This window comes from Thiomonas sp. FB-6 (assembly GCF_000377645.1).
Lineage (GTDB): Bacteria > Pseudomonadota > Gammaproteobacteria > Burkholderiales > Burkholderiaceae_C > Thiomonas_A.
The window spans coordinates 199,291-218,458 of sequence record NZ_KB898471.1; the positions used below are offsets into that span (position 1 = coordinate 199,291).

Annotated in this window: 20 protein-coding genes and 1 pseudogene; 14 read left to right on the forward strand and 7 right to left on the reverse strand. The window is 71.1% G+C overall.

All coding sequences use genetic code 11. From position 1 onward, the window contains the following. Positions 1 to 93 precede the first annotated feature (93 nt). Both nrdR and ribD read left to right on the forward strand, forming a co-directional pair. Positions 94 to 594 (forward strand): transcriptional regulator NrdR, encoded by a 501-nt coding sequence (gene nrdR, locus D466_RS0100940; protein ID WP_018911811.1) that lies wholly within the window; start codon positions 94 to 96, stop codon positions 592 to 594. Then, positions 591 to 1,739: a bifunctional diaminohydroxyphosphoribosylaminopyrimidine deaminase/5-amino-6-(5-phosphoribosylamino)uracil reductase RibD gene (gene ribD / locus D466_RS0100945; protein WP_018911812.1), complete on the forward strand. Its 1,149-nt coding sequence runs from the start codon at positions 591 to 593 to the stop codon at positions 1,737 to 1,739. The genes nrdR and ribD overlap by 4 nt, the downstream gene beginning before the upstream one ends. A 131-nt stretch (positions 1,740 to 1,870) precedes the next feature. Here the strand turns inward: ribD and nusB are convergent. The 3 genes and pseudogenes from nusB to ribBA form a co-directional block, all read right to left on the reverse strand. Next, a pseudogene (nusB, locus tag D466_RS0100950) lies at positions 1,871 to 2,311 on the reverse strand (transcription antitermination factor NusB); the annotation flags it as partial. Further along, positions 2,308 to 2,781, reverse strand: coding sequence for a 6,7-dimethyl-8-ribityllumazine synthase (ribH, locus tag D466_RS0100955; protein ID WP_018911814.1), 474 nt, complete (start codon positions 2,779 to 2,781; stop codon positions 2,308 to 2,310). The gene ribH and the pseudogene nusB, both read right to left, overlap by 4 nt. A 6-nt stretch (positions 2,782 to 2,787) precedes the next feature. Beyond that, on the reverse strand, positions 2,788 to 3,927 hold the full coding sequence (gene ribBA, locus D466_RS0100960; RefSeq protein WP_018911815.1) for a bifunctional 3,4-dihydroxy-2-butanone-4-phosphate synthase/GTP cyclohydrolase II: 1,140 nt from the start codon (positions 3,925 to 3,927) through the stop codon (positions 2,788 to 2,790). A gap of 247 nt (positions 3,928 to 4,174) precedes the next feature. Here ribBA and D466_RS0100965 point away from each other — a divergent pair, with 247 nt between their 5' ends. From D466_RS0100965 to D466_RS0101000, 8 genes are all read left to right on the forward strand, one after another. Further along, positions 4,175 to 4,480 carry an antibiotic biosynthesis monooxygenase gene (locus D466_RS0100965; RefSeq protein ID WP_018911816.1) on the forward strand — a complete coding sequence of 102 codons (306 nt, stop codon included), beginning with the start codon at positions 4,175 to 4,177 and terminating at the stop codon, positions 4,478 to 4,480. Between the two features lie 91 nt (positions 4,481 to 4,571). Continuing rightward, entirely contained in the window at positions 4,572 to 5,153 is a 582-nt protein-coding gene (locus D466_RS0100970; RefSeq protein ID WP_026284747.1) for an RNA polymerase sigma factor, read from the forward strand. Continuing rightward, complete coding sequence (locus tag D466_RS0100975) at positions 5,140 to 5,577, forward strand: DUF3619 family protein (protein WP_026284748.1); 438 nt, start codon at positions 5,140 to 5,142, stop codon at positions 5,575 to 5,577. Before D466_RS0100970 ends, D466_RS0100975 begins: the two co-directional genes overlap by 14 nt. Then, complete coding sequence (locus D466_RS24380; RefSeq protein ID WP_018911819.1) at positions 5,574 to 6,455, forward strand: DUF3106 domain-containing protein; 882 nt, start codon at positions 5,574 to 5,576, stop codon at positions 6,453 to 6,455. The genes D466_RS0100975 and D466_RS24380 overlap by 4 nt, the downstream gene beginning before the upstream one ends. Before the next feature lie 70 nt (positions 6,456 to 6,525). Further along, a complete protein-coding gene (locus tag D466_RS0100985) occupies positions 6,526 to 7,437 on the forward strand; it encodes a UDP-2,3-diacylglucosamine diphosphatase (RefSeq protein ID WP_018911820.1) in 912 nt (303 codons plus the stop codon). A 25-nt stretch (positions 7,438 to 7,462) separates the two neighbouring features. Beyond that, positions 7,463 to 8,515, forward strand: coding sequence for a glycosyltransferase family 1 protein (locus D466_RS20110; RefSeq protein WP_018911821.1), 1,053 nt, complete (start codon positions 7,463 to 7,465; stop codon positions 8,513 to 8,515). Beyond that, positions 8,512 to 8,892: a diacylglycerol kinase gene (locus tag D466_RS0100995; RefSeq protein WP_018911822.1), complete on the forward strand. Its 381-nt coding sequence runs from the start codon at positions 8,512 to 8,514 to the stop codon at positions 8,890 to 8,892. The genes D466_RS20110 and D466_RS0100995 overlap by 4 nt, the downstream gene beginning before the upstream one ends. A gap of 44 nt (positions 8,893 to 8,936) precedes the next feature. Beyond that, positions 8,937 to 9,521: a TIGR00730 family Rossman fold protein gene (locus tag D466_RS0101000; protein ID WP_018911823.1), complete on the forward strand. Its 585-nt coding sequence runs from the start codon at positions 8,937 to 8,939 to the stop codon at positions 9,519 to 9,521. Positions 9,522 to 9,545: 24 nt separating this feature from the next. Here the strand turns inward: D466_RS0101000 and D466_RS0101005 are convergent, their stop codons facing one another. Continuing rightward, positions 9,546 to 9,884, reverse strand: coding sequence for a P-II family nitrogen regulator (locus tag D466_RS0101005; RefSeq protein ID WP_018911824.1), 339 nt, complete (start codon positions 9,882 to 9,884; stop codon positions 9,546 to 9,548). Between the two features lie 90 nt (positions 9,885 to 9,974). Then, entirely contained in the window at positions 9,975 to 11,675 is a 1,701-nt protein-coding gene (locus tag D466_RS0101010) for an NAD+ synthase (RefSeq protein ID WP_018911825.1), read from the reverse strand. Between D466_RS0101010 and D466_RS20115 the strand changes: the two genes are divergently transcribed. Continuing rightward, a complete protein-coding gene (locus D466_RS20115) occupies positions 11,674 to 12,876 on the forward strand; it encodes a GNAT family N-acetyltransferase (RefSeq protein WP_018911826.1) in 1,203 nt (400 codons plus the stop codon). The two genes, D466_RS0101010 and D466_RS20115, sit on opposite strands and share 2 nt — an antisense overlap. Here D466_RS20115 and D466_RS0101020 read toward each other — a convergent pair. Continuing rightward, the gene (locus D466_RS0101020) at positions 12,869 to 13,381 is read right to left on the reverse strand and encodes a low molecular weight protein-tyrosine-phosphatase (RefSeq protein ID WP_018911827.1); all 513 of its coding nucleotides are present in this window, start codon (positions 13,379 to 13,381) and stop codon (positions 12,869 to 12,871) included. The two genes, D466_RS20115 and D466_RS0101020, sit on opposite strands and share 8 nt — an antisense overlap. A 60-nt stretch (positions 13,382 to 13,441) precedes the next feature. Further along, a complete protein-coding gene (gene uvrB / locus D466_RS0101025; protein ID WP_026284749.1) occupies positions 13,442 to 15,532 on the reverse strand; it encodes an excinuclease ABC subunit UvrB in 2,091 nt (696 codons plus the stop codon). Positions 15,533 to 15,788: 256 nt separating this feature from the next. Here uvrB and D466_RS0101030 point away from each other — a divergent pair, with 256 nt between their 5' ends. From D466_RS0101030 to rsxB, 3 genes are all read left to right on the forward strand, one after another. Further along, positions 15,789 to 16,994 (forward strand): amino acid aminotransferase, encoded by a 1,206-nt coding sequence (locus D466_RS0101030; RefSeq protein WP_018911829.1) that lies wholly within the window; start codon positions 15,789 to 15,791, stop codon positions 16,992 to 16,994. A gap of 109 nt (positions 16,995 to 17,103) precedes the next feature. Further along, a complete protein-coding gene (locus D466_RS0101035) occupies positions 17,104 to 18,402 on the forward strand; it encodes a polyhydroxyalkanoate depolymerase (RefSeq protein WP_018911830.1) in 1,299 nt (432 codons plus the stop codon). Between the two features lie 57 nt (positions 18,403 to 18,459). Next, positions 18,460 to 19,125, forward strand: a complete 666-nt coding sequence (rsxB, locus tag D466_RS0101040; protein WP_018911831.1) for an electron transport complex subunit RsxB — start codon at positions 18,460 to 18,462, stop codon at positions 19,123 to 19,125. Positions 19,126 to 19,168 lie beyond the last annotated feature (43 nt).

A 19,168-nucleotide genomic window follows, 5' to 3' on the forward strand; every position in this document is an offset into this window, starting at 1 on the left:
GCCGGCAGTGTAGTGGGCGCAGCGGGCTGGCACGGTGAGGCGCCCGGGCCGGGCCGGCCGATAATGCAGGCTTTGCGCCCTGGTTCCGCCGCCATGAAATGCCCCTTTTGCCAGCACCCCGACACCCAGGTGGTGGAGACCCGCGAGGTCGAGGACGCCACGGCCTTGCGCCGGCGCCGGCGCTGCGCCGGCTGCGACAAGCGCTTCACCACCTACGAGCGCGCCGAGGTGAGCTTTCCCGCGGTCGTGAAGAAGGACGGTCGCCGGGTGGACTACTCGCGCGACAAGCTGGCCGCCTCGCTGGCGCTGGCGCTGCGCAAGCGCCCGGTTCCCGCCGAGGAGGTCGACGCGGCGATCGGACGCATCGAGCAGCGCCTGTTGCAGACGGGGGTGCGGGAGCTGGAATCGGCACGCATCGGCGAATGGGTGATGGACGAACTCAAGGGCCTGGACGAGGTGTCCTACGTGCGTTTTGCCTCCGTGTACCGCAGTTTCAAGGATCCGGCACAGTTCGTGCACATCCTGGAAGAGATGGCCCGCGGCGCCCAGGTGCGCGCCACGCCGCGCCGCAGCCCGCGGAGCACGCGCAAATGAGCACCGCGAACCGGACGGACACGCAGGCCGTGCAGCAGGACCTGCGCTGGATGCGCCGCGCGCTGCAGCTGGCCGCGCGCGTGCTGTACCGCACCAGCCCGAACCCCCGCGTGGGCTGCGTGCTGGTGCGCGACGGCCGCGTGCTGGCCGAGGGTGCCACCGAGGAGGCCGGCAGCCGCCACGCCGAGGCGGTGGCCCTCGCCGAGGCCGGGCGCCGCGGCATCGACCCGCGCGGCGCCACCGCCTACGTGAGCCTCGAACCCTGTTCCCACCACGGGCGCACGCCGCCCTGCGCCGACGCCCTGGTGGCCGCCGGCGTGGCGCGGGTGGTCGCGGCCGCGCGCGACCCGAACCCGCTGGTCGACGGCGGCGGCCTGCAGCGCCTGCGCGACGCCGGGGTGCATGTGGAATGCGGCCTGCTGGAGAACGAATCCCGCGAACTGAACCTGGGCTTTTTCTCGCGCATCGAGCGCGGGCGCCCGTGGCTGCGCCTGAAGGCAGCCAGTTCGCTGGACGGCATCACCGCGCTGCCCAACGGCGCCAGCCAGTGGATCACCGGCCCGGCGGCACGCGCCGACGCCCACCACTGGCGCGCCCGCGCCTGCGCGGTGCTCACCGGAATCGGCACGGTACGCGACGACGACCCGCGGCTGGACGTGCGCCACGTGGCCACCACCCGCCAACCCTGGCGCGTGGTGGTCGACAGCCGGCTGGAACTGAGCCCGCAGGCGCGGCTGCTGCGCCACGGCGACCCCACCCGGGTGATCGTGGCGCATGCGCTGGGCCCCGCGGAGGCGGCCGGCCGGGGCGCGGCGCTGCTCGAGCTGGGCGCGCAACTGCTGCCGGTTCCGGGCGATGCCGGCAAGCCCGGCAAGGTCGACCTGCGCGAACTCATGCACCTGCTGGCGCAGCGCCAGATCGGCGAGCTGCACGTCGAGGCGGGGGCCCGGCTGAACGCCTCGCTGCTGAGCGCCGGCGTGGTCGACGAACTGCTGGTCTACCAGGCCCCGCTGCTGCTCGGCCAGGGCGCCGGCATCGGTCCCTTCGGGCCGCTGCAGGCGCCTTCCGAAGGGCTGCGCCTGCACCGCGTCGAGCTGCTGCCCATCGGCACCGACTACCGCTGGCGCGGGCGCCTGGGCGGCTGAGCCGCCCCCGTGCCGCGCGGTCCGCCGGCCGACGCCGCCGGACGCGAACTGCGCGGCTTGATGCTCACGGGAATGGCCGCCCTGGGCGATTCGGCGGGAGCCGGCTCGCGCGCCACGGGCACGCGCGCCGGTCGCTGCGCGGCCTCGGCCGGGCGCAGATCCAGGGCCAGCCGGTCGAGCACGCCGTTGACGTACTTGAATCCGTCGGTTCCGCCGTACTGCTTGGCCAGGTCCACCGCCTCGTTGATGATCACCTTGTAGGGGACCTCGGGCAGGAATCGCATCTCGTAGGCCCCCAGCAGCAGCAGCGCGTGCTCCACCGGGGAGAGCTCGCGGCTGGGGCGGTCGAGCAGCGGCTGCAGCGCCTCGTCCAGCCTGGCGGCCTCGCGGATGCAGCCGTGCAGCAGCGAATCGAACAATTCCTGGTCGAGCTTGATGGTCGGGAATCGCTCGCGCAGGAAGGCCTCGATGGCCCCCGAGTCGCTGCCGGATATGAGCCACTCGAACAGGCCCTGCAGGGCCAGCTCGCGTGCCTTGCGGCGCGCGCTTTTCGCGGGTGTCGAAGTCGTCATGCCGTCCGCTCCCCGCGCAGCGTGCGCGCCAGGCGGGCCATTTCCACGGCCGCGCGCGCGCACTCGGCGCCCTTGTCGATGCGCTCCAGGGCCTGCGCCTCGTCTTCCACGGTGAGAATGCCGTTGGCCACGGCGATGCCGTGGCGCAGGGCCACCTGCTGCACGCCGGCGGCCGAGGTGTCGCAGACCAGCTCGAAGTGGTAGGTGGCGCCGCGGATCACGCAGCCCAGCGCGACCAGCGCGTCCAGTTCGCCGCCGCGCGCCAGCAGCTCCAGCGCCTGTGGCAGCTCCAGCGCGCCGGGCACGCTGAGCACCCGCGCCGGCTCGGCGCCGAGCCGGCGCAGTTCCTGCGTGCACGACTGCAGCAGGCGATCGGTGATGTGCACGTTGAAACGGGCCTGCACCAGCGCGATGCGCAGGCCGCTGGCGTCGAGCATCGCGGGGTCGTCCCGCAGTCGGGCGTTTTGCATGGAGATTCAACCATCCTGGGAAGGCGCAGCCGCGTCCGCGTCTGCCTGGGGGGGCGGCTCGAAGCCTTCGACCTCGAGTCCGAAACCGGTCATGCTGGGCATCTTGCGCGGAGCCGCCAGCAGGCGCATGCGGCGCACGCCGAGCTCGCGAAGGATCTGCGCCCCGATGCCGTAGTTGCGCAGGGCCGCGGCCGCTCCGCGCGCACGAGGCTTGCCGGCCGGCGCGGCGAAGCGCTGCGCCACTTCCTCGGCGCTCTCGCCGGCGTTGAGCAGCACCAGCACGCCGCAGCCGGCCTCGCCGATGCGCTCCAGCGCCTGCGCCACGCTCCAGCTGTGACGGGTGGACTGGCCGTCCAGCACGTCCATCAGGGAAATCGGCTCGTGCACCCGCACCAGCACGGCCGAGGCCGCGGCGCGCGGATCGCCCTTGACCAGCGCCAGGTGCACGCCGCCGCCCGCGCGGTCGCGGTACAGCAGTGCCTCGACCTCGCCGGCGGCGCTGAGCATGCTGCGCTGCTGCACGCGCTCGATCAGGCTCTCGGTGCGGCTGCGGTACTCGATGAGGTCGGCGATGGTGCCGATCTTCAGGCCGTGGCGCTGCGCGAACCGCTCCAGGTCCGGCAGGCGCGCCATGGTGCCGTCGTCGTTCATGATCTCGCAGATCACCGCGGCCGGCTCGAAGCCGGCCAGGCGCGCGAGGTCGCAGCCGGCTTCGGTATGGCCGGCGCGCATCAGCACGCCGCCGTCCTGCGCGGTGAGCGGGAACACGTGGCCGGGCTGCACGATGTCTTCGGGGCGCGCGCCGCGCGCCACCGCCACGCGCGTGGTGTGCGCGCGGTCGGCCGCCGAAATGCCGGTGCTGACGCCCTCGGCCGCCTCGATGGACACGGTGAAGGCGGTGCCGTGCACCGACCCGTTGTGAGGCACCATCGGGCGCAGCCCGATCTGCTCGCAGCGCTCGCGGGTGAGGGTCAGGCACACCAGGCCGCGCCCGTGCGTGGCCATGAAATTGATGGCCTCGGCACTGACGCTGTCGGCCGCCAGCACCAGGTCGCCCTCGTTCTCGCGATCCTCCTCGTCGATCAGGATGACCATGCGTCCTGCGCGGATCTCGTCGACGATTTCGGGAACGGGGCTGATGGGCATGGTCGGGATCGAAGCGCGCGGGTCGCGGCGGGCGCGCCGGGGCGCCGGGGACAGGGAACTGCGGGACGCAGGAACTGCAGGCCAGGGCGGCATTGTAGGAGCGCGCGGCCCGCCGGCGCACGCGAGCTCGCCGTGCAGCCCGGCACGGGGTGTCCGACAATCCCCCACGGGGGGACGAAGCCGCCGGCGCAGCCATGGCGCCGGGGGGCTCGGCCCGTTCGTTCGCTATCGCAAGACCTTGGAAACCATGATCCTCGAACTCGCCGACATCCAGATCCAGCCCGGCCGCGAAGCCGAATTCGACGCCGCCATCCAGCGCGGGGTCACGCAGATCATCGCCCAGGCCAGGGGCTTCCTGGGCTGGCAGGTGCACAAGGGCCTCGAGAACCCGCAGCGCTATGTGCTGCAGATCCGCTGGGAAAGCCTGGACGACCACATGCAGGGCTTTCGCACTTCGCCCGATTTCGCCCGCTGGCGTGAACTCGTGGGCCCCTTTTTCGCGCGGCCGCCCCAGGTCGAGCATTTCGAACTGCTGGGCGCGTCGGCGCACTGAGCGCGGCCCCTCGGCAAGCGCCGCGCCCGGGCCGGGCACGGGCATAATTGCCGGCTGGCTCGCTCTTGCCCGCGTCCCGCGGTGCCCGCTTGTGGCTTCAGAACAGGAACTTTCGGTCTTCTTGCGCAGCGTGGAGAAGCGGGCGTTCAAGCGCGCCCACTTCGCCACCCATAGCCCCGACTCCGCGCTGGACATCGTGCAGGATGCGATGATCCGCCTGGCCGGGAGCTATGGCGCGCGCGAAGCCTCGGAATGGCCGATGCTGTTCCAGCGCATTCTGACCAATGCGATCCTGGACTGGCACCGGCGCCAGAAGGTGCGCGCCAGTTGGATGAGCAATATGTCGGATTTCCGCGGATCCGACGAAGATTCGGAAGTGGACTTCGACCTGCTCGAGTCCCTGGCGGTGGACGATGCCTCGGGTCAGAGCGAAGCGGCGGATCGCCGGCTCGAACGCATGCAGACCCTGGAAATGCTGGACCAGGAAATCGCTCGCCTGCCCGAGCGTCAACGCGAGGCCTTCCTGCTGCGTTACTGGGAGGGGCTGGATGTGGCCGAGACCGCGCAAGCCATGGGTTGTACCGAGGGAAGCGTGAAAACGCATTGTTCCCGCGCGACACAGTCCCTGGCCAAGGCGCTGCGGGCACGAGGTTTGGATCATGACAACAGATAACGACCATGCGGTGCGGCAAGAGGCCGTGCAAGCGCGCTTCGGCTATGCCGTGGCGGCTCGGCTGAGCGAAGCCGAGGACCGGCTCGCGCCGGATATCGAACGGCGCCTGGCGCAGGCGCGCTCGCTGGCGCTGGCGCGTTACCGCCGCTCGCAGGAAAAACCCGCGGTGGCGTGGCTGGCCCGCTCCAGCGCGGCGGTGCTGGGCGCCGGGCCCGGCGACGGCTCCACGTGGCGCGCCCGCCTGGGGCTGGCGCTGGCGCTGCCCACGCTGTTGTTCGGGCTCTATGCGCTGCAACATTTCCAGCAGGAACGGTTCGTGCACCGCATCGCGGACATCGACACCGCGTTGCTGCTCGACGACCTGCCCCCGCAGGCCTACACCGACCCCGGCTTCCGCAACTACCTGCGGGAAGGCTCCGCATGACGGATCTGGAACGCGCGCGAGTCCGGCACCCGCTGCGCGAGTTCGCCGCGGCCTGCGTGGGCGCGCTGCTGCTGGCCCTGGCGGGCCTGGCCTGGGCGGGCCCCGCGCCCAGCCAGGCGAGCGAATGGAGCCATCTCAGCGCCATGCAGCGCCAGGCGCTGGCTCCGCTGCAGGGGGAATGGGCCGGGTTCTCGGCCGACCGCCGCAGAAAATGGCTGAATATCGCCGCGCGTTACCCGGCGATGAGCCAACAACAGCGTGAAATGCTGCAGCGACGCATGGTGGAGTGGGTGCACATGAGCCCCAGCCAACGGCGCCTGGCGCGCGAAAACTACCTGGCCACCGGGCGCGCCCCGGTGCAAAGCCGGCGCAAGGCCTGGGAACGCTACCAGCAACTTAGCCCCCAACAGCGCAGCGCGCTGGCGCACGAGGGGCACAAGGCGCTGGCGCCGCCCCATGTGGTGCAGTACGTGGCCCATGCGCCGCGGCATCCGATCAAGCCGGTGGGGCCGGCCGTGCCCGCGCGCGCCCTCGCCGTGCCGGCAGGCCCGGTGGCCTCGGGCGCATCGGTCAAGGCCGGTGCGGCGGCGCGCCCGGCGGCCTCGCAGCCCACGGCGGCGCGCCCGGCCGCGGCGGTGTCGGCGGCGTCGGCCCCGACGCGCGCCCCGGCCGCCACGGCTTCCGCGCCGATGCCCGTGGCGGGCCTGCGGCCCGCCGGCGCCGCGGCCTCGGCCCCCGCGGCGGCCTTGCCCGCGGGCCACGCATCCGCCGCCGCGCCGTCCCCGGTGATGCGCCTGGCGCCGCCCTCCGCGCCCTCCTCGCCCTCCGCGGCGCCGCCAGCCCAGGCACCCGGCCCGGCCCCCTCCCCCGCCCGCTGAGCCGCGCCGCGCTGGCGCGGTCATGTGGCTGTCACGCGCCCGTCATGCGGGCGCGCTGCAATGGGGGTCCATGTGGCCCTCTCTCGTCTCCGAAGCCCTGCGCAACCTGCCCGGCGCGGCCGGCCAGGCGCCACGTCAGGCCGCAAGCCCGGCGCTACCCCTGTCCGCCGCGCCGGAATCGACGGGCGACGACCCCGAATCCCACCGCTACCGCACGCTGTGGCTGTCCGACGTGCATCTGGGCACGCGCGACTGCAAGGCCGCTGCGCTGCTGGAACTGCTGCGCCATTGCCACGCACCGACCATCTACCTGGTCGGGGACATCATCGACGGCTGGCAGTTGCGCAAGGGCTGGTACTGGCCCCAGGCGCACAACGACGTGGTGCAGAAACTGCTGCGCAAGGCGCGCAAGGGCAGCCGCGTGGTGTTCGTGCCGGGCAATCATGACGAATTCGCGCGTCACTACGCCGGGCTGCATTTCGGCGGCATCGAAGTGCTGGGCGATGCCGTGCATGTCACCGCGACCGGCGCGCGCCTGTGGGTGGTGCACGGAGACTGGTTCGACGGCGTGGTCATGCACGCCAAATGGCTGGCACACCTCGGCGACGCGCTGTACATCTTCAGCCTCAAGCTCAACCGCTGGCTCAACCATGCGCGCCACCGCATGGGCTTTTCCTACTGGTCGTTGTCCCAATACCTGAAGGGCAAGGTCAAGAACGCGGTCAGCTACATCTCCAATTTCGAGCAGTTGCTGGCCGAGGAGGCGGCGCGCCGGGGTTGCGAGGGCGTGGTCTGCGGCCACATCCACCGCGCCGAGCTGCGGCACATCGAAACCATCGTCTACGCCAATTGCGGCGACTGGGTGGAAAGCCTGACCGCCGTGGCCGAACTCGACGACGGCTCGCTGCAATTGCTGATGTGGAAACCCTCGTCGGCCGCGCCCCAGGTGCTGGCCGAACTGCGCCCGCAGGCTCGCGCCTGAGCCCCCCACCACGGCGAGCCTTCCCATGCGAATCCTGATCGTCACCGACGCCTGGAGCCCCCAGGTCAACGGCGTGGTGCGCACGCTGAAAACCACCATCGAGTGCCTGCGCCGGCTGGGCGAGGAGGTGGAGGTGATCGAACCGGGCAGCTTCCGCACCGTGCCCTGCCCGACCTACCCCGAGATCCGGCTCAGCTGGCGCCCCTATCGCTCGGTGCTGGCCGGCATCCGGCGCTTCGACCCGGACGTGGTGCACGTGGCCACCGAGGGTCCGCTGGGTCTGGCGGCGCGGCGCGCGGCGCTGCGCCTGGCCATCCCGCTGACCAGCGCGTATCACACCCGCTTCCCCGAATACGTGAAGGCCCGCTTCGGCATTCCGCTGGCCTGGACCTACGCCTACATGCGCTGGTTCCACGGCGCGGCGCGTGTCACCCTGGTACCCACGCGGGTGGTGCGCGAGGACCTCGCCCACCAGGGCATGGGCAATCTGGCGATCTGGTCCCGGGGCGTGGACGGCGCCATCTTCCACCCGCGCCCGGGACAGCGCCTGGCGGGCAAGCCGCCGGTGTTCCTGTACGTGGGCCGCGTGGCGGTCGAGAAAAACGTCGACGCCTTCCTGCGCCTGGACCTGCCCGGGACCAAGTGGGTGGTGGGCGAAGGCCCCGAGCTCGAGCGCATCCGGCGCGAATATCCGCAGGTCCGCTTCCTGGGCGTGCTCAGCCAGGACCGGCTGGCCGAGGTGTACTCGGGAGCCGACGTGTTCGTGTTCCCCAGCCGCACCGACACCTTCGGGCTGGTGCTGGTGGAGGCGCTGGCCTGCGGCTGCCCCGTGGCGGCCTATCCGGTGACCGGCCCGCTGGACGTGATCGGCGACGCCCCCGCCGGGGTGTTGCACGAGGACCTGCGCGCGGCCTGCCTGGAGGCCCTGCGCATCCCCCGGCACAACGCACTGTCCCACGCGCGCAAGTTCACCTGGGAACTCGCCACCGAGCAGTTCCTGCACCACCTGCGCGAGGCCGCCGACCCCGAACTCTGCGACGCAGGCGCCCCCTCGCGCCGCGAGACCCACGCGCCTTGAGCCCGCCGTCCCCCTACAAGACCGCCGGCGCGACGCGGGCTCTCGGTGCGCTGCGCAATTCGCTGCGCGGGCTGCGCGCGGCCTGGCGCACCGAATCGGCCCTGCGCCAGGAAGGGCTGCTGGCCGCCGTGCTGCTGCCGCTGGGACTCTGGCTGGGCGACGACGGCGTGCAGCGCGCCTTGCTGGGCGGATCGGTGCTGCTGGTGCCCATCGTGGAGTTGCTCAATACCTCGCTGGAATGCGCGGTGGACCGCATTTCCCTGGAACGCAACGAGCTGAGCGGCCAGGCCAAGGACCTCGGCAGCGCCGCGGTGCTGCTAACCTTGTTGCTTTGCGCGCTGACCTGGGCGCTGGTGCTGCTGCCGCGATGGCTGTGAGCCCGGCCGCCGGCCCGCGGCGCGGCTTCAGCGGATGTCCGAGCATGCATTCCCTATGCGTCTACTGCGGTTCGCGCACCGGCGCGGATCCAGCCTACCTGCAGGCGGCCGTCGATCTGGGCCGCGCCATCGCCGCGCGCGGCATGACCCTGGTCTACGGCGGAGGCAGTGTGGGCCTGATGAACGCCACGGCCGGCGCCGCGCTGCAGGCCGGCGCGCGCGTGGTGGGCGTGACCACCGAGCTGCTGGTGCGCCGCGAGGTGGCGCACGAAGGCCTGAGCGAACTGCACGTGGTGCAGACCATGCACCAGCGCAAGAAGATGATGGCCGACTACGCCGACGCCTTCGTCGCGCTGCCCGGGGGCATCGGCACGCTGGAGGAACTGTTCGAGATCTGGACCTGGCGCCAGCTGGGCTACCACAACAAGCCGGTGGGCCTGCTCAACGTGCAGGGCTACTACGACGGGCTGCTCGACTTCCTGGCCCAGAGCCACGAGCAGGCCTTCGTGTCGCCGCAGGTGCTGGGCCTGCTGGTGGTGGACTCCGACCCCGAGCGCCTGCTGCTGCGCCTGGCCGGCGCGCAGCCCGCCTCCGAAGACCCCTGGTGGCGCATGCGCGAGGCGGTCTGAGCCGCGCGGCCGGCGGCGCGTGCTTCAGACGGCGGCTTCGCCGGTCTCGCTGGTGCGGATGCGGATCACCTGCTCCACGCTGGTGACGAAAATCTTGCCGTCGCCGATCTTGCCGGTGCGCGCGGCCTTGACGATGGAATCGATCGCCGGCTCGACCTGCTCGTCGCGCACGACCACCTCGATCTTCACCTTGGGCAGGAAATCGACCACGTACTCGGCGCCGCGGTACAGCTCGGTGTGCCCCTTCTGGCGCCCGAAACCCTTCACCTCGGTGACGGTCAGCCCGGTGACGCCGACCTCGGCCAGCGCCTCGCGCACCTCGTCGAGCTTGAAGGGTTTGATGATGGCCGTGATCTGTTTCATGTTCTTCCTCGCTGGATGTCCCGGCGGGCGCGCCTCGCGCCGGTCGCGCGCGCCCCGATTTGCTTCCTGGTTTCTTTCACTGTAACCGATTCACGCGCCGGGCCGCGCCGGGCGCGCCTCGGCTTCCTCGCGCCAGCGCGAGGTGATGGGATAGCGCCAGTCGCGCCCGAAGGCGCGGTGGGTGATGCGCACCCCCGGCGGCGCCTGTCGGCGCTTGTACTCGGCGATGCGCAGCAGGCGCAGCACGCGCTCGATGTCGGCCGCCGCCAGCCCCTGGGCCAGCATGTCCTCGACGCCGCGGTCGTTCTCCATGTAGGCCTCCAGGATCGCGTCGAGCACCTCGTAGGGCGGCAGGTTGTCCTGGTCGAGCTGGTCGGGGCGCAATTCGGCCGAGGGCGGGCGGTCGATGATGCGCTGCGGGATGGGCTCCACGAGCCCGGCCTGCGCGGCCTGGCGGTTGCGCCAGCGCGCGAGTTCCCACACCAGGGTCTTGCGCACGTCCTTGATCACCGCGAAGCCTCCCGCCATGTCACCGTACAGCGTGGCGTAGCCGGTGGCCATCTCGCTCTTGTTGCCGGTGGTCAGCACCATCGAGCCGGTGTTGTTCGACAGGCCCATCAGCAGGACGCCGCGGATGCGCGACTGCAGGTTCTCCTCGGTGGTGTCGCCCTCGTGCTCGCGCAGCAGCGGGCGCAGCGTGGCGCGGAAGGCCTCGAACATGGGCGCGATGTCCAGCTCGCTGTGGCGCACCCCCAGACGGCGCGCCATGTCCCTGGCGTCCTCGAGGGAGATGTCCGCGGTGTACGGAGAGGGCATCATCACCGTGTGCACCTGCCCGGGGCCCAGCGCGTCCACGGCGATGGCCAGCACCAGCGCCGAGTCCACGCCCCCCGACAGTCCGATGAGCACGCCGGGAAAGCCGTTCTTGCGCACGTAGTCCCGCGTGCCGGTGACCAGCGCCGACCAGGCCTGGCGGTGAAGGGACATCGGCGTCGCCAGTTCGCCGGGCAGCGGGCGGGCGCCGTCGAAGCGCACGATGGGCAGGCAGGGTTCGAACTGCGGCGCGCGCAGGCAGGGCTCGCCGGCCGCGTCGAGCACGAAGGAGCCGCCGTCGAACACCAGTTCGTCCTGGCCGCCCACGCCGTGGGCGAACACCAGCGCCATGCCGGTCTCGCGGCAGCGCTGGCGCATCACCGCCTCGCGCTCGCCGCTCTTGCCCAGGTGGAAGGGCGAGGCGTTGAGCACCAGCAGCACCTGCGCGCCGGCCTCCCGCGCCCGCCCCGGCGCCTGCGGGAACCAGGCGTCCTCGCAGACGTTGATGCCGCAGCGCACACCCTGGCACTCGAACACCACCGGCTCGCCGCCGCGGGCGAAATAGCGCCGCTCGTCGAATACCTGGTAGTTGGGCAGCTCGAGCTTGCCGTAGGTGGCCTCGATGCGCCCGTCGCGCAGCACCGAGGCCGCGTTCCAGCGCAGCGGGCGCTGCGTCGATGGGGTACGCTCGTCGGCGGACGCGCCGGGCACGTGCGGGTGGCCGAGCACCAGGGCCAGGCCCGGCAGCCGGCGCAGGCTGCCGGCCAGCTCGCGCAGGGTCCGCGCCACCGCCCGCATGAAGGCCGGGCGCAGCAGCAGATCCTCGGGCGGATAGCCGGTCAGGGCCATCTCCGGGGTCAGCAGCACTCCGGCGCCGGCCGCATGGGCCTGCTCGGCCAGCGCCAGGATGGCGCGGGCGTTGCCGGCGAGGTCGCCGACCGTGGGATCGAATTGGGCAATCGCGATGGAAAGGGGCATGGACAGGGATTTTCGCATCGAGATCGGACAAGGGCTGGAATCGGTGGACGCCGCGAGCTGGGACGCTCTGGCCGCGGCAACCCCGGGCAGCACCATGTTCCAGCGCCACGCCTGGCTGGCGGCGCTGGAACGCAGCGCCTGCGCGGTGCCGCGCACCGGCTGGCAGGCGCTTGTACCTTGCCTGTACGACGACGCGGGGGCGCTCGCCGCCGCCTGCGTGGTCTACGCCAAGGGGCATTCCATGGGCGAATACGTGTTCGACTGGAGCTGGGCCGACGCCCACGAACGCTGCGGCCTGCCCTACTACCCGAAGCTGCTGCTGGCCACGCCCTTCACCCCGGTGCGCGGGCCGCGCCTTCTCGGGCGCGACCCCGGGGCGCGCGCCGCGCTGCTGGGCGCGCTGCTCGATCTGGCGCGCAAGGCGCAGGTGTCCTCGCTGCACCTGTTGTTTCTCACCGACGAGGAGCAGGCCTGGTGCGAGGCCGCCGGGCTGATGAGCCGCAGCACCGTGCAGTACCACTGGCGCCAGGCCGTGCCGCCCTGGCCCGACTTCGAGGCCTTCATCGGCGCGCTGAACCACGACAAGCGCAAGAAACTGCGCCAGGAGCGGCGCAAGGTGCGCGAAAGTGGGGTGGAGATCAGGCGCCTGCGCGGCCGGGAGATCGACGCGCCCGCCTGGGAACTGTTCGTGCGTTGCTACGAGCAGACCTACGCCGAGCACGGCTCGATGCCCTACCTGAACCTGGATTTCTTCCGGCGCCTGGGCGAGGCCATGCCCGAGCACCTGCTGCTGATCGTCGCCAGCCTGCAGGGCGAGGACGTCGCCTGCTCGCTGATCCTGCTGGACCCGGCGCTGCGCCGCGCCTACGGGCGCTATTGGGGTGCGCTGCGCCACGTACCGCTGCTGCACTTCGAGCTGTGCTACTACGAGCCCCTGCAGTTCTGCCTGGAACAGGGCTTCGAGGTGTTCGAGGGCGGCGCCCAGGGCAGCCACAAGATGGCCCGCGGCCTGCTGCCTGTGGAATGCCGCTCCGCGCACTGGGTGGCCGAGCCGCGGCTGCGCGCAGCCATCGCCGCGCACCTGGACCGCGAGGGGGAGATGATGGGCGAACAGCTCGAGGAACTGCGCCGGCACCTGCCGCTGCGCCGCGAATCCGCGCCTCAGGCGCCGGGGCAGGCCCGGCGCGAGGAAATCATGTGAGGGCGCGCCGGCGCATCTGCAGTTCGGCCTGCACGTGGCCCAGCAGCCCGGCGCAGGCCTGGTCCAGCAGGTCCAGCACGCGCTCGAAGCCTTCGGCGCCGCCGTAGTAGGGATCGGGCACCTCGTCGGTGCCTGCGCGCGGCGCGAAGCTCATCATCAGACGCAGCTTGTGCTGCTGCGGCGCCGGGCAGGCCTCGCGCAGCCATTGCAGGTTGTCCTGGTCCATCGCCACGATCAGGTCGAAGCGTTCGAAGTCGGCCGCCTCGACCTGGCGCGCGCGCAAGGCGCCAAGCTCCACGCCGCGCCGCAGCGCGTGGCGCTGAGCGCGCGCGTCCGGCGGCTCGCCCGCGTGGTATCCGTGGGTGCCCGCCGAATCCACCAGCAGATGCGCATCCAGCCCCTGCCGCCGCGCCTCGGCACGGAACACGCCCTCGGCGCTGGGCGAGCGGCAGATGTTGCCCATGCAGCAGAACAGCACGGCGTAGCGGGGGGATTCCACGGGCATCGGCGGCGGGGGCTCGGAGGGTTCGGAGTTGCGAGGGCCCTACTGTAGTGCCTGGACGGCTCAGGCGTTGCGGGCATCCAGGTCGTGGTCGTAGCCGGCGCCGAACACGCGGCGGCGCAGTTCGGCGAGTTGGTCGCGCACCCGCGCAGCCTGCTCGAATTCGAGGTTGCGAGCGTGCTCGACCATGCGCTTTTCCAGGCGCCGGATCTCGCGCGCCACGTCCTTCTCGTCCAGCGTGTCCAGGCGCGCGTGTTCCTCGGCGGCGCGCGCCTGGGCGCGCGTGGCGCCGCCGGAGTTGTCGAACACGCCGTCGATCAGATCGCGCACTTCCTTGACGATGCCGCGCGGAGTGATGCCGTGCTCGAGGTTGTGCTCGATCTGGCGCGCACGACGGCGCTCGGTCTCGCCGATGGCGGCGCGCATCGAGTCGGTGACGGTGTCGGCGTACAGGATCGCCTTGCCGTGCACGTTGCGAGCCGCGCGCCCGATGGTCTGGATGAGCGAACGCTCGGAGCGCAGGAAGCCCTCCTTGTCGGCGTCCAGCACCGCGACCAGCGAGACCTCGGGGATGTCCAGGCCCTCGCGCAGCAGGTTGATGCCCACCAGCACGTCGAACTGCCCCAGGCGCAGGTCGCGCAGGATCTCCACGCGCTCGACGGTGTCGATGTCGGAGTGCAGGTAGCGCACCTTCACGCCGTTTTCGCCCAGGTACTCGGTGAGCTGCTCGGCCATGCGCTTGGTCAGCGTGGTCACCAGCACGCGTTCGCCGACGTCCACGCGCAACCGGATCTGGCCCAGCAGATCGTCGACCTGGCTGGCCGCCGGGCGCACCTCGATCTCCGGGTCCACCAGGCCGGTCGGACGCACCAGCTGCTCCACCACCTCGTCGGCATGCTGCCGCTCGTACTGGGCGGGCGTGGCCGAGACGAACACGACCTGGCGCATCTTGCCTTCGAATTCCTCGAACTTCAGCGGGCGGTTGTCCAGCGCCGAAGGCAGCCTGAAGCCGTATTCGACCAGGGTCTGCTTGCGCGCGCGGTCGCCGTTGTACATGCCGTTGAGCTGGCCGATGAGCACGTGGCTCTCGTCGAGGAACATGACGGCGTCGCGAGGCAGGTAGTCCACCAGGGTCGGCGGCGGCGCGCCCGGCGCGGCCCCCGACAGGTGGCGGGTGTAGTTCTCGATGCCCTTGCAATGCCCGATCTCGCTGAGCATCTCCAGGTCGAAGCGGGTGCGCTGCTCCAGGCGCTGCGCCTCCACCAGCTTGCCCATGGAGCGCAACTCCTTCAGGCGCTGGTGCAACTCCACCTCGATGGTCTTGACCGCCTCCAGCACGCGCTCGCGCGGCGTGACGTAGTGGCTGCCCGGATAGACCGTGAACCGCGGGATCTTCTGGCGCACCGCGCCGGTCAGCGGGTCGAACAGGCTGAGGGATTCGATCTCCTCGTCGAACAGCTCCACGCGCAGGGCCAGCTCGGCGTGTTCGGCGGGGAAGATGTCGATCTGGTCGCCGCGCACCCGGAAGCAGCCGCGCGAGAACTCGACGTCGTTGCGCTGGTACTGCATGCGCACCAGCTGCGCGATCAGGTCGCGCTGGCCGATGCGGTCGCCCGCGCGCATGGTCAGCACCATGGCGTGGTAGTCGGCCGGGTTGCCGATGCCGTAGATGGCGCTGACGCTGGCCACGATCAGCACGTCGCGGCGCTCGAGCAGGCTCTTGGTGGCCGACAGGCGCATCTGCTCGATGTGCTCGTTGATCGCGCTGTCCTTCTCGATGAACAGGTCGCGCTGCGGCACGTAGGCCTCGGGCTGGTAGTAGTCGTAGTAGCTGACGAAGTATTCCACCGCGTTGCGCGGGAAGAACTCGCGGAACTCGCTGTACAGTTGCGCGGCCAGGGTCTTGTTGGGCGCGAACACGATGGCCGGGCGCCCCAGGCGCGCGATCACGTTGGCCATGGTGAAGGTCTTGCCCGAACCCGTCACCCCCAGCAGGGTCTGGAAGCTCAGGCCGTCGCGCAGGCCCTGCACCAGCGCGTCGATGGCCGCGGGCTGGTCCCCCGCCGGCGGATAGGGCTGGTGCAGCTGGAACGGCGAATCGTCGTAGCGCAACAGCTGAGGGGCGTCGGATTCGGCAACGGCGAGACGGGGCATGGCGGCGGGCTTCGAGGCGGCGCGCCGGCACGGGGTTCGCCGGCGGGCCTAAAATGCGCATTTTGCGGCAAGCGCGCGGCGCGCGCCGGGGTCCGCACCAACTGTTAACCTGTCGTGTCTACAGCGTCTGTCGCAGCACTGCGAACGGGATGACCTTTGCGTCCGAGCGCGGGGCGGGATTGTTATGCCCGCGCACCCTGGGCCTGCGGGCCCGATGGCGCCGAAACGCATTTTCATCACAACCGACCGAACACCCATGAGCGCTTCCCTGTTTACCGGCGTGGAGATGGCTCCGCGCGACCCCATCCTGGGGCTCAACGAGCAGTTCCAGGCCGACCCCAATCCCTCGAAGGTCAACCTGGGCGTCGGCGTGTACACCGACGAGAACGGCAAGCTCCCGCTGCTGGCCTGCGTCAAGGAGGCGGAAAACCTCATCGCCGAGAGCCCGAAGCCGCGCGGCTACCTGCCCATCGACGGCATCGCCGCCTACGACCAGGCGGTGCAGTCGCTGGTGTTCGGCGCGGACTCCGAGGTGGTCAAGTCCGGCCGCGTGGTCACCGCGCAGGCCCTGGGCGGCACCGGAGCGCTGAAAATCGGCGCCGACTTCCTCAAGCGCCTGCAACCCGGCGCCAAGGTGCTGATTTCCGACCCGAGCTGGGAGAACCACCGCGCGCTGTTCGAGGGCGCCGGCTTCGAGGTGGGCACCTACCCCTATTACGACGCGGCCAATCGCCGCGTGGCCGTGCAGGGCATGATCGATGGCCTGCAGGCCGCCGCGCCCGGCACCATCGTGGTGCTGCACGCCTGCTGCCACAACCCGACCGGCTACGACCTGGAGCCCGCGCAGTGGCTGCGGGTCATCGAGACGGTACGCGCCCGCGGCCTGGTGCCCTTCCTCGACATGGCCTACCAGGGCTTCGCCGAGGGCATCGCCGAGGACGGCGCGGTGATCGGCCAGTTCGTCGCCGCCGGGCTGGACTTCTTCGTCTCCACCTCCTTCTCCAAGAGCTTCTCGCTGTATGGCGAGCGCGTGGGGGCGCTGAGCATCGTCTGCTCCAGCCGCGACGAGGCCCAGCGCGTGCAGTCGCAGCTCAAGCGGGTGATCCGCACCAACTACTCCAACCCGCCGACCCATGGCGCGCAGGTGGTCACGATGGTGCTGTCGACCCCGGCGCTGCGCGCCCAGTGGGAACAGGAACTGGGCAAGATGCGCGTGCGTATCCGCTCCATGCGTCTGGCGCTGGTGGACCGCCTGAAGGCGGCCGGCGTGCAGGGCGACCTGGACTTCATCACCACCCAGCGCGGCATGTTCAGCTATTCCGGGCTGAACGCCGCACAGATGGAGCGCCTGCGTGCCGAATTCGGCATCTACGGGGTGTCCACCGGGCGCATCTGCGTGGCCGCGCTGAACCTGGGCAACATCGATTACGTGGCCAAGGCGATGGCCGCGGTAATGCATTGAACTAAACAATTTCCCCGGGCCTCGGGGGGCGGCATGCCCCCGGGTGCCCCCGGATGCCCGCGCGCTGCCGAAGAACTACAATTGGTGCAGTGCATCAGCGGGGCTGTCGATGATTTACGACTGGTATGAATCGCAACGGGCCATCCTGAGCCCGCTGGCCGACTTCGCGCAGGCTGCGTCGAAGTTCTACACCAACCCGCTGTGGCCGCTGTCGCAGGCGCCCAGCATGCAGCGCGTGTCCGCCAGCTACGAGCTGATGCACCGCCTGCTCAAGAGCTACGAAAAACCCGATTTCGGCATTTCCTCGGTGCGCATCGGGGATCGCGACGTTGCGGTGCAGCAACAAGTGGCGCTGGACAAGCCCTTCTGCCGCCTGGTGCGCTTCAAGCGCTTCAGCGACGACGCCGAGGTGCTTCGCAGCCTGAAGGCCCAGCCCACGGTGCTGATCGTGGCGCCGCTGTCGGGGCACCACGCCACGCTGTTGCGCGACACGGTGCGCACGCTGCTGCGCGACCACAAGGTCTACATCACCGACTGGGTCGACGCGCGCATGGTGCCCACCGAACACGGCACCTTCTCCCTCGACGACTACGTGGGCTACGTGCAGGACTTCATCCGCCACATCGGCCCCGACTCGCACGTGATTTCGGTGTGCCAGCCCACGGTGCCGGTGCTGGGCGCGATCTCGCTGCTGGCCTCCGCCGGCGAGCCCACGCCGCGCACCATGGTCATGATGGGCGGCCCGATCGATGCACGGCATTCCCCGACCTCGGTCAACAACCTGGCCACGAACAAAAGCATCGAGTGGTTCGAGTCCAATGTGATCTATCGCGTGCCGGTGAACTATCCGGGCGCGGGGCGCCGCGTCTACCCGGGCTTCCTGCAGCACACCGGGTTCATCGCGATGAACCCGGACCGCCACATGCAGTCGCACTACGACTACTTCCTGCAACTGGTGCGCGGCGACGACGACGACGCCGATGCCCACCGGCGCTTCTACGACGAGTACAACGCGGTGCTCGACATGGACGCCGAGTACTACCTGGACACCATCCGCACCGTGTTCCAGGAGTTCGCGCTGGTGCACGGCACCTGGAAGGTGCACGGCAAGCCGGTGCGCCCGCAGGACATCCGGCACACCGCGTTGCTGACCATCGAGGGCGAGCTCGACGACATCTCCGGCGCCGGCCAGACCCAGGCCGCGCACGACCTGTGCACCGCGATCCCGGCCGCCGAGCGCGCGCACTACACGGTGCCCGGCGCAGGACACTACGGCATCTTCTCGGGGCGGCGCTGGCGCGATCTGGTGTACCCCCGCGTGACCGAGTTCATCGCCAGGCACCGTCTGGCGGCCGCGCCGGTGGCGGTGCGCCAGGAGCCCCCCGCCAAGGCCCGCCGCCGCGCCTGAAGCCGTGAACGCGCCCATGCCCGCAGTCCCGCCGCCCGCGGGGCGCGCGCGCGCCCGATGAGCGCCCTGGCGCTGCTGCAGGCGATCGACGAGGCCTTGCCGCAGACCCAGTGCCGGCGCTGCGGCTACGCCGACTGCAGGGCCTACGCGCAGGCTCTGGCCGACGGCGAGGCGGCGATCAACCGCTGCCCGCCGGGCGGCGCCGAGGGCGTGCGGCGCCTGGCCGCGATCACCGGGCAGCCGGTGCTCGAACTCGACGCCGAATGCGGCGACGAGGCGCCCAGGCGCCTGGCCTGGATCGACGAGTCCGCCTGCATCGGCTGCACGCTGTGCATCCAGGCCTGCCCGGTGGACGCCATCGCCGGCGCGCCGCGGCGCATGCACACGGTGCTGGCCGACTGGTGCACCGGATGCGAGCTGTGCCTGCCGCCCTGCCCGACCGACTGCATCCACCTGGTCGCACCGGCGCGGCAGCCCCAGACCACCGGATGGGATGCCTGGAGCGAGGCGCAGGCGAGTCAGGCGCGGCAACGCTACGAGCGCCGCGGCCTTCGCATCGAAGGCGAAGCCGGGCGCGCCGCGGCGGCCCGTGCCGCCCGCCCGGCCCCGGCCCCGGCGCCCGGCGCCGCGCCGGCACCCGAGCAGGACGCGCAGCAACGCAAGCAGGCCCTGGTGCGCGCGGCGCTGGAGCGCGCGCGCCAGCGCCAGGCCTCGCGCGGCTGAAGCTGCGCTACGCTGGCGTCCACCCGAAATCCGGCCACGCCAC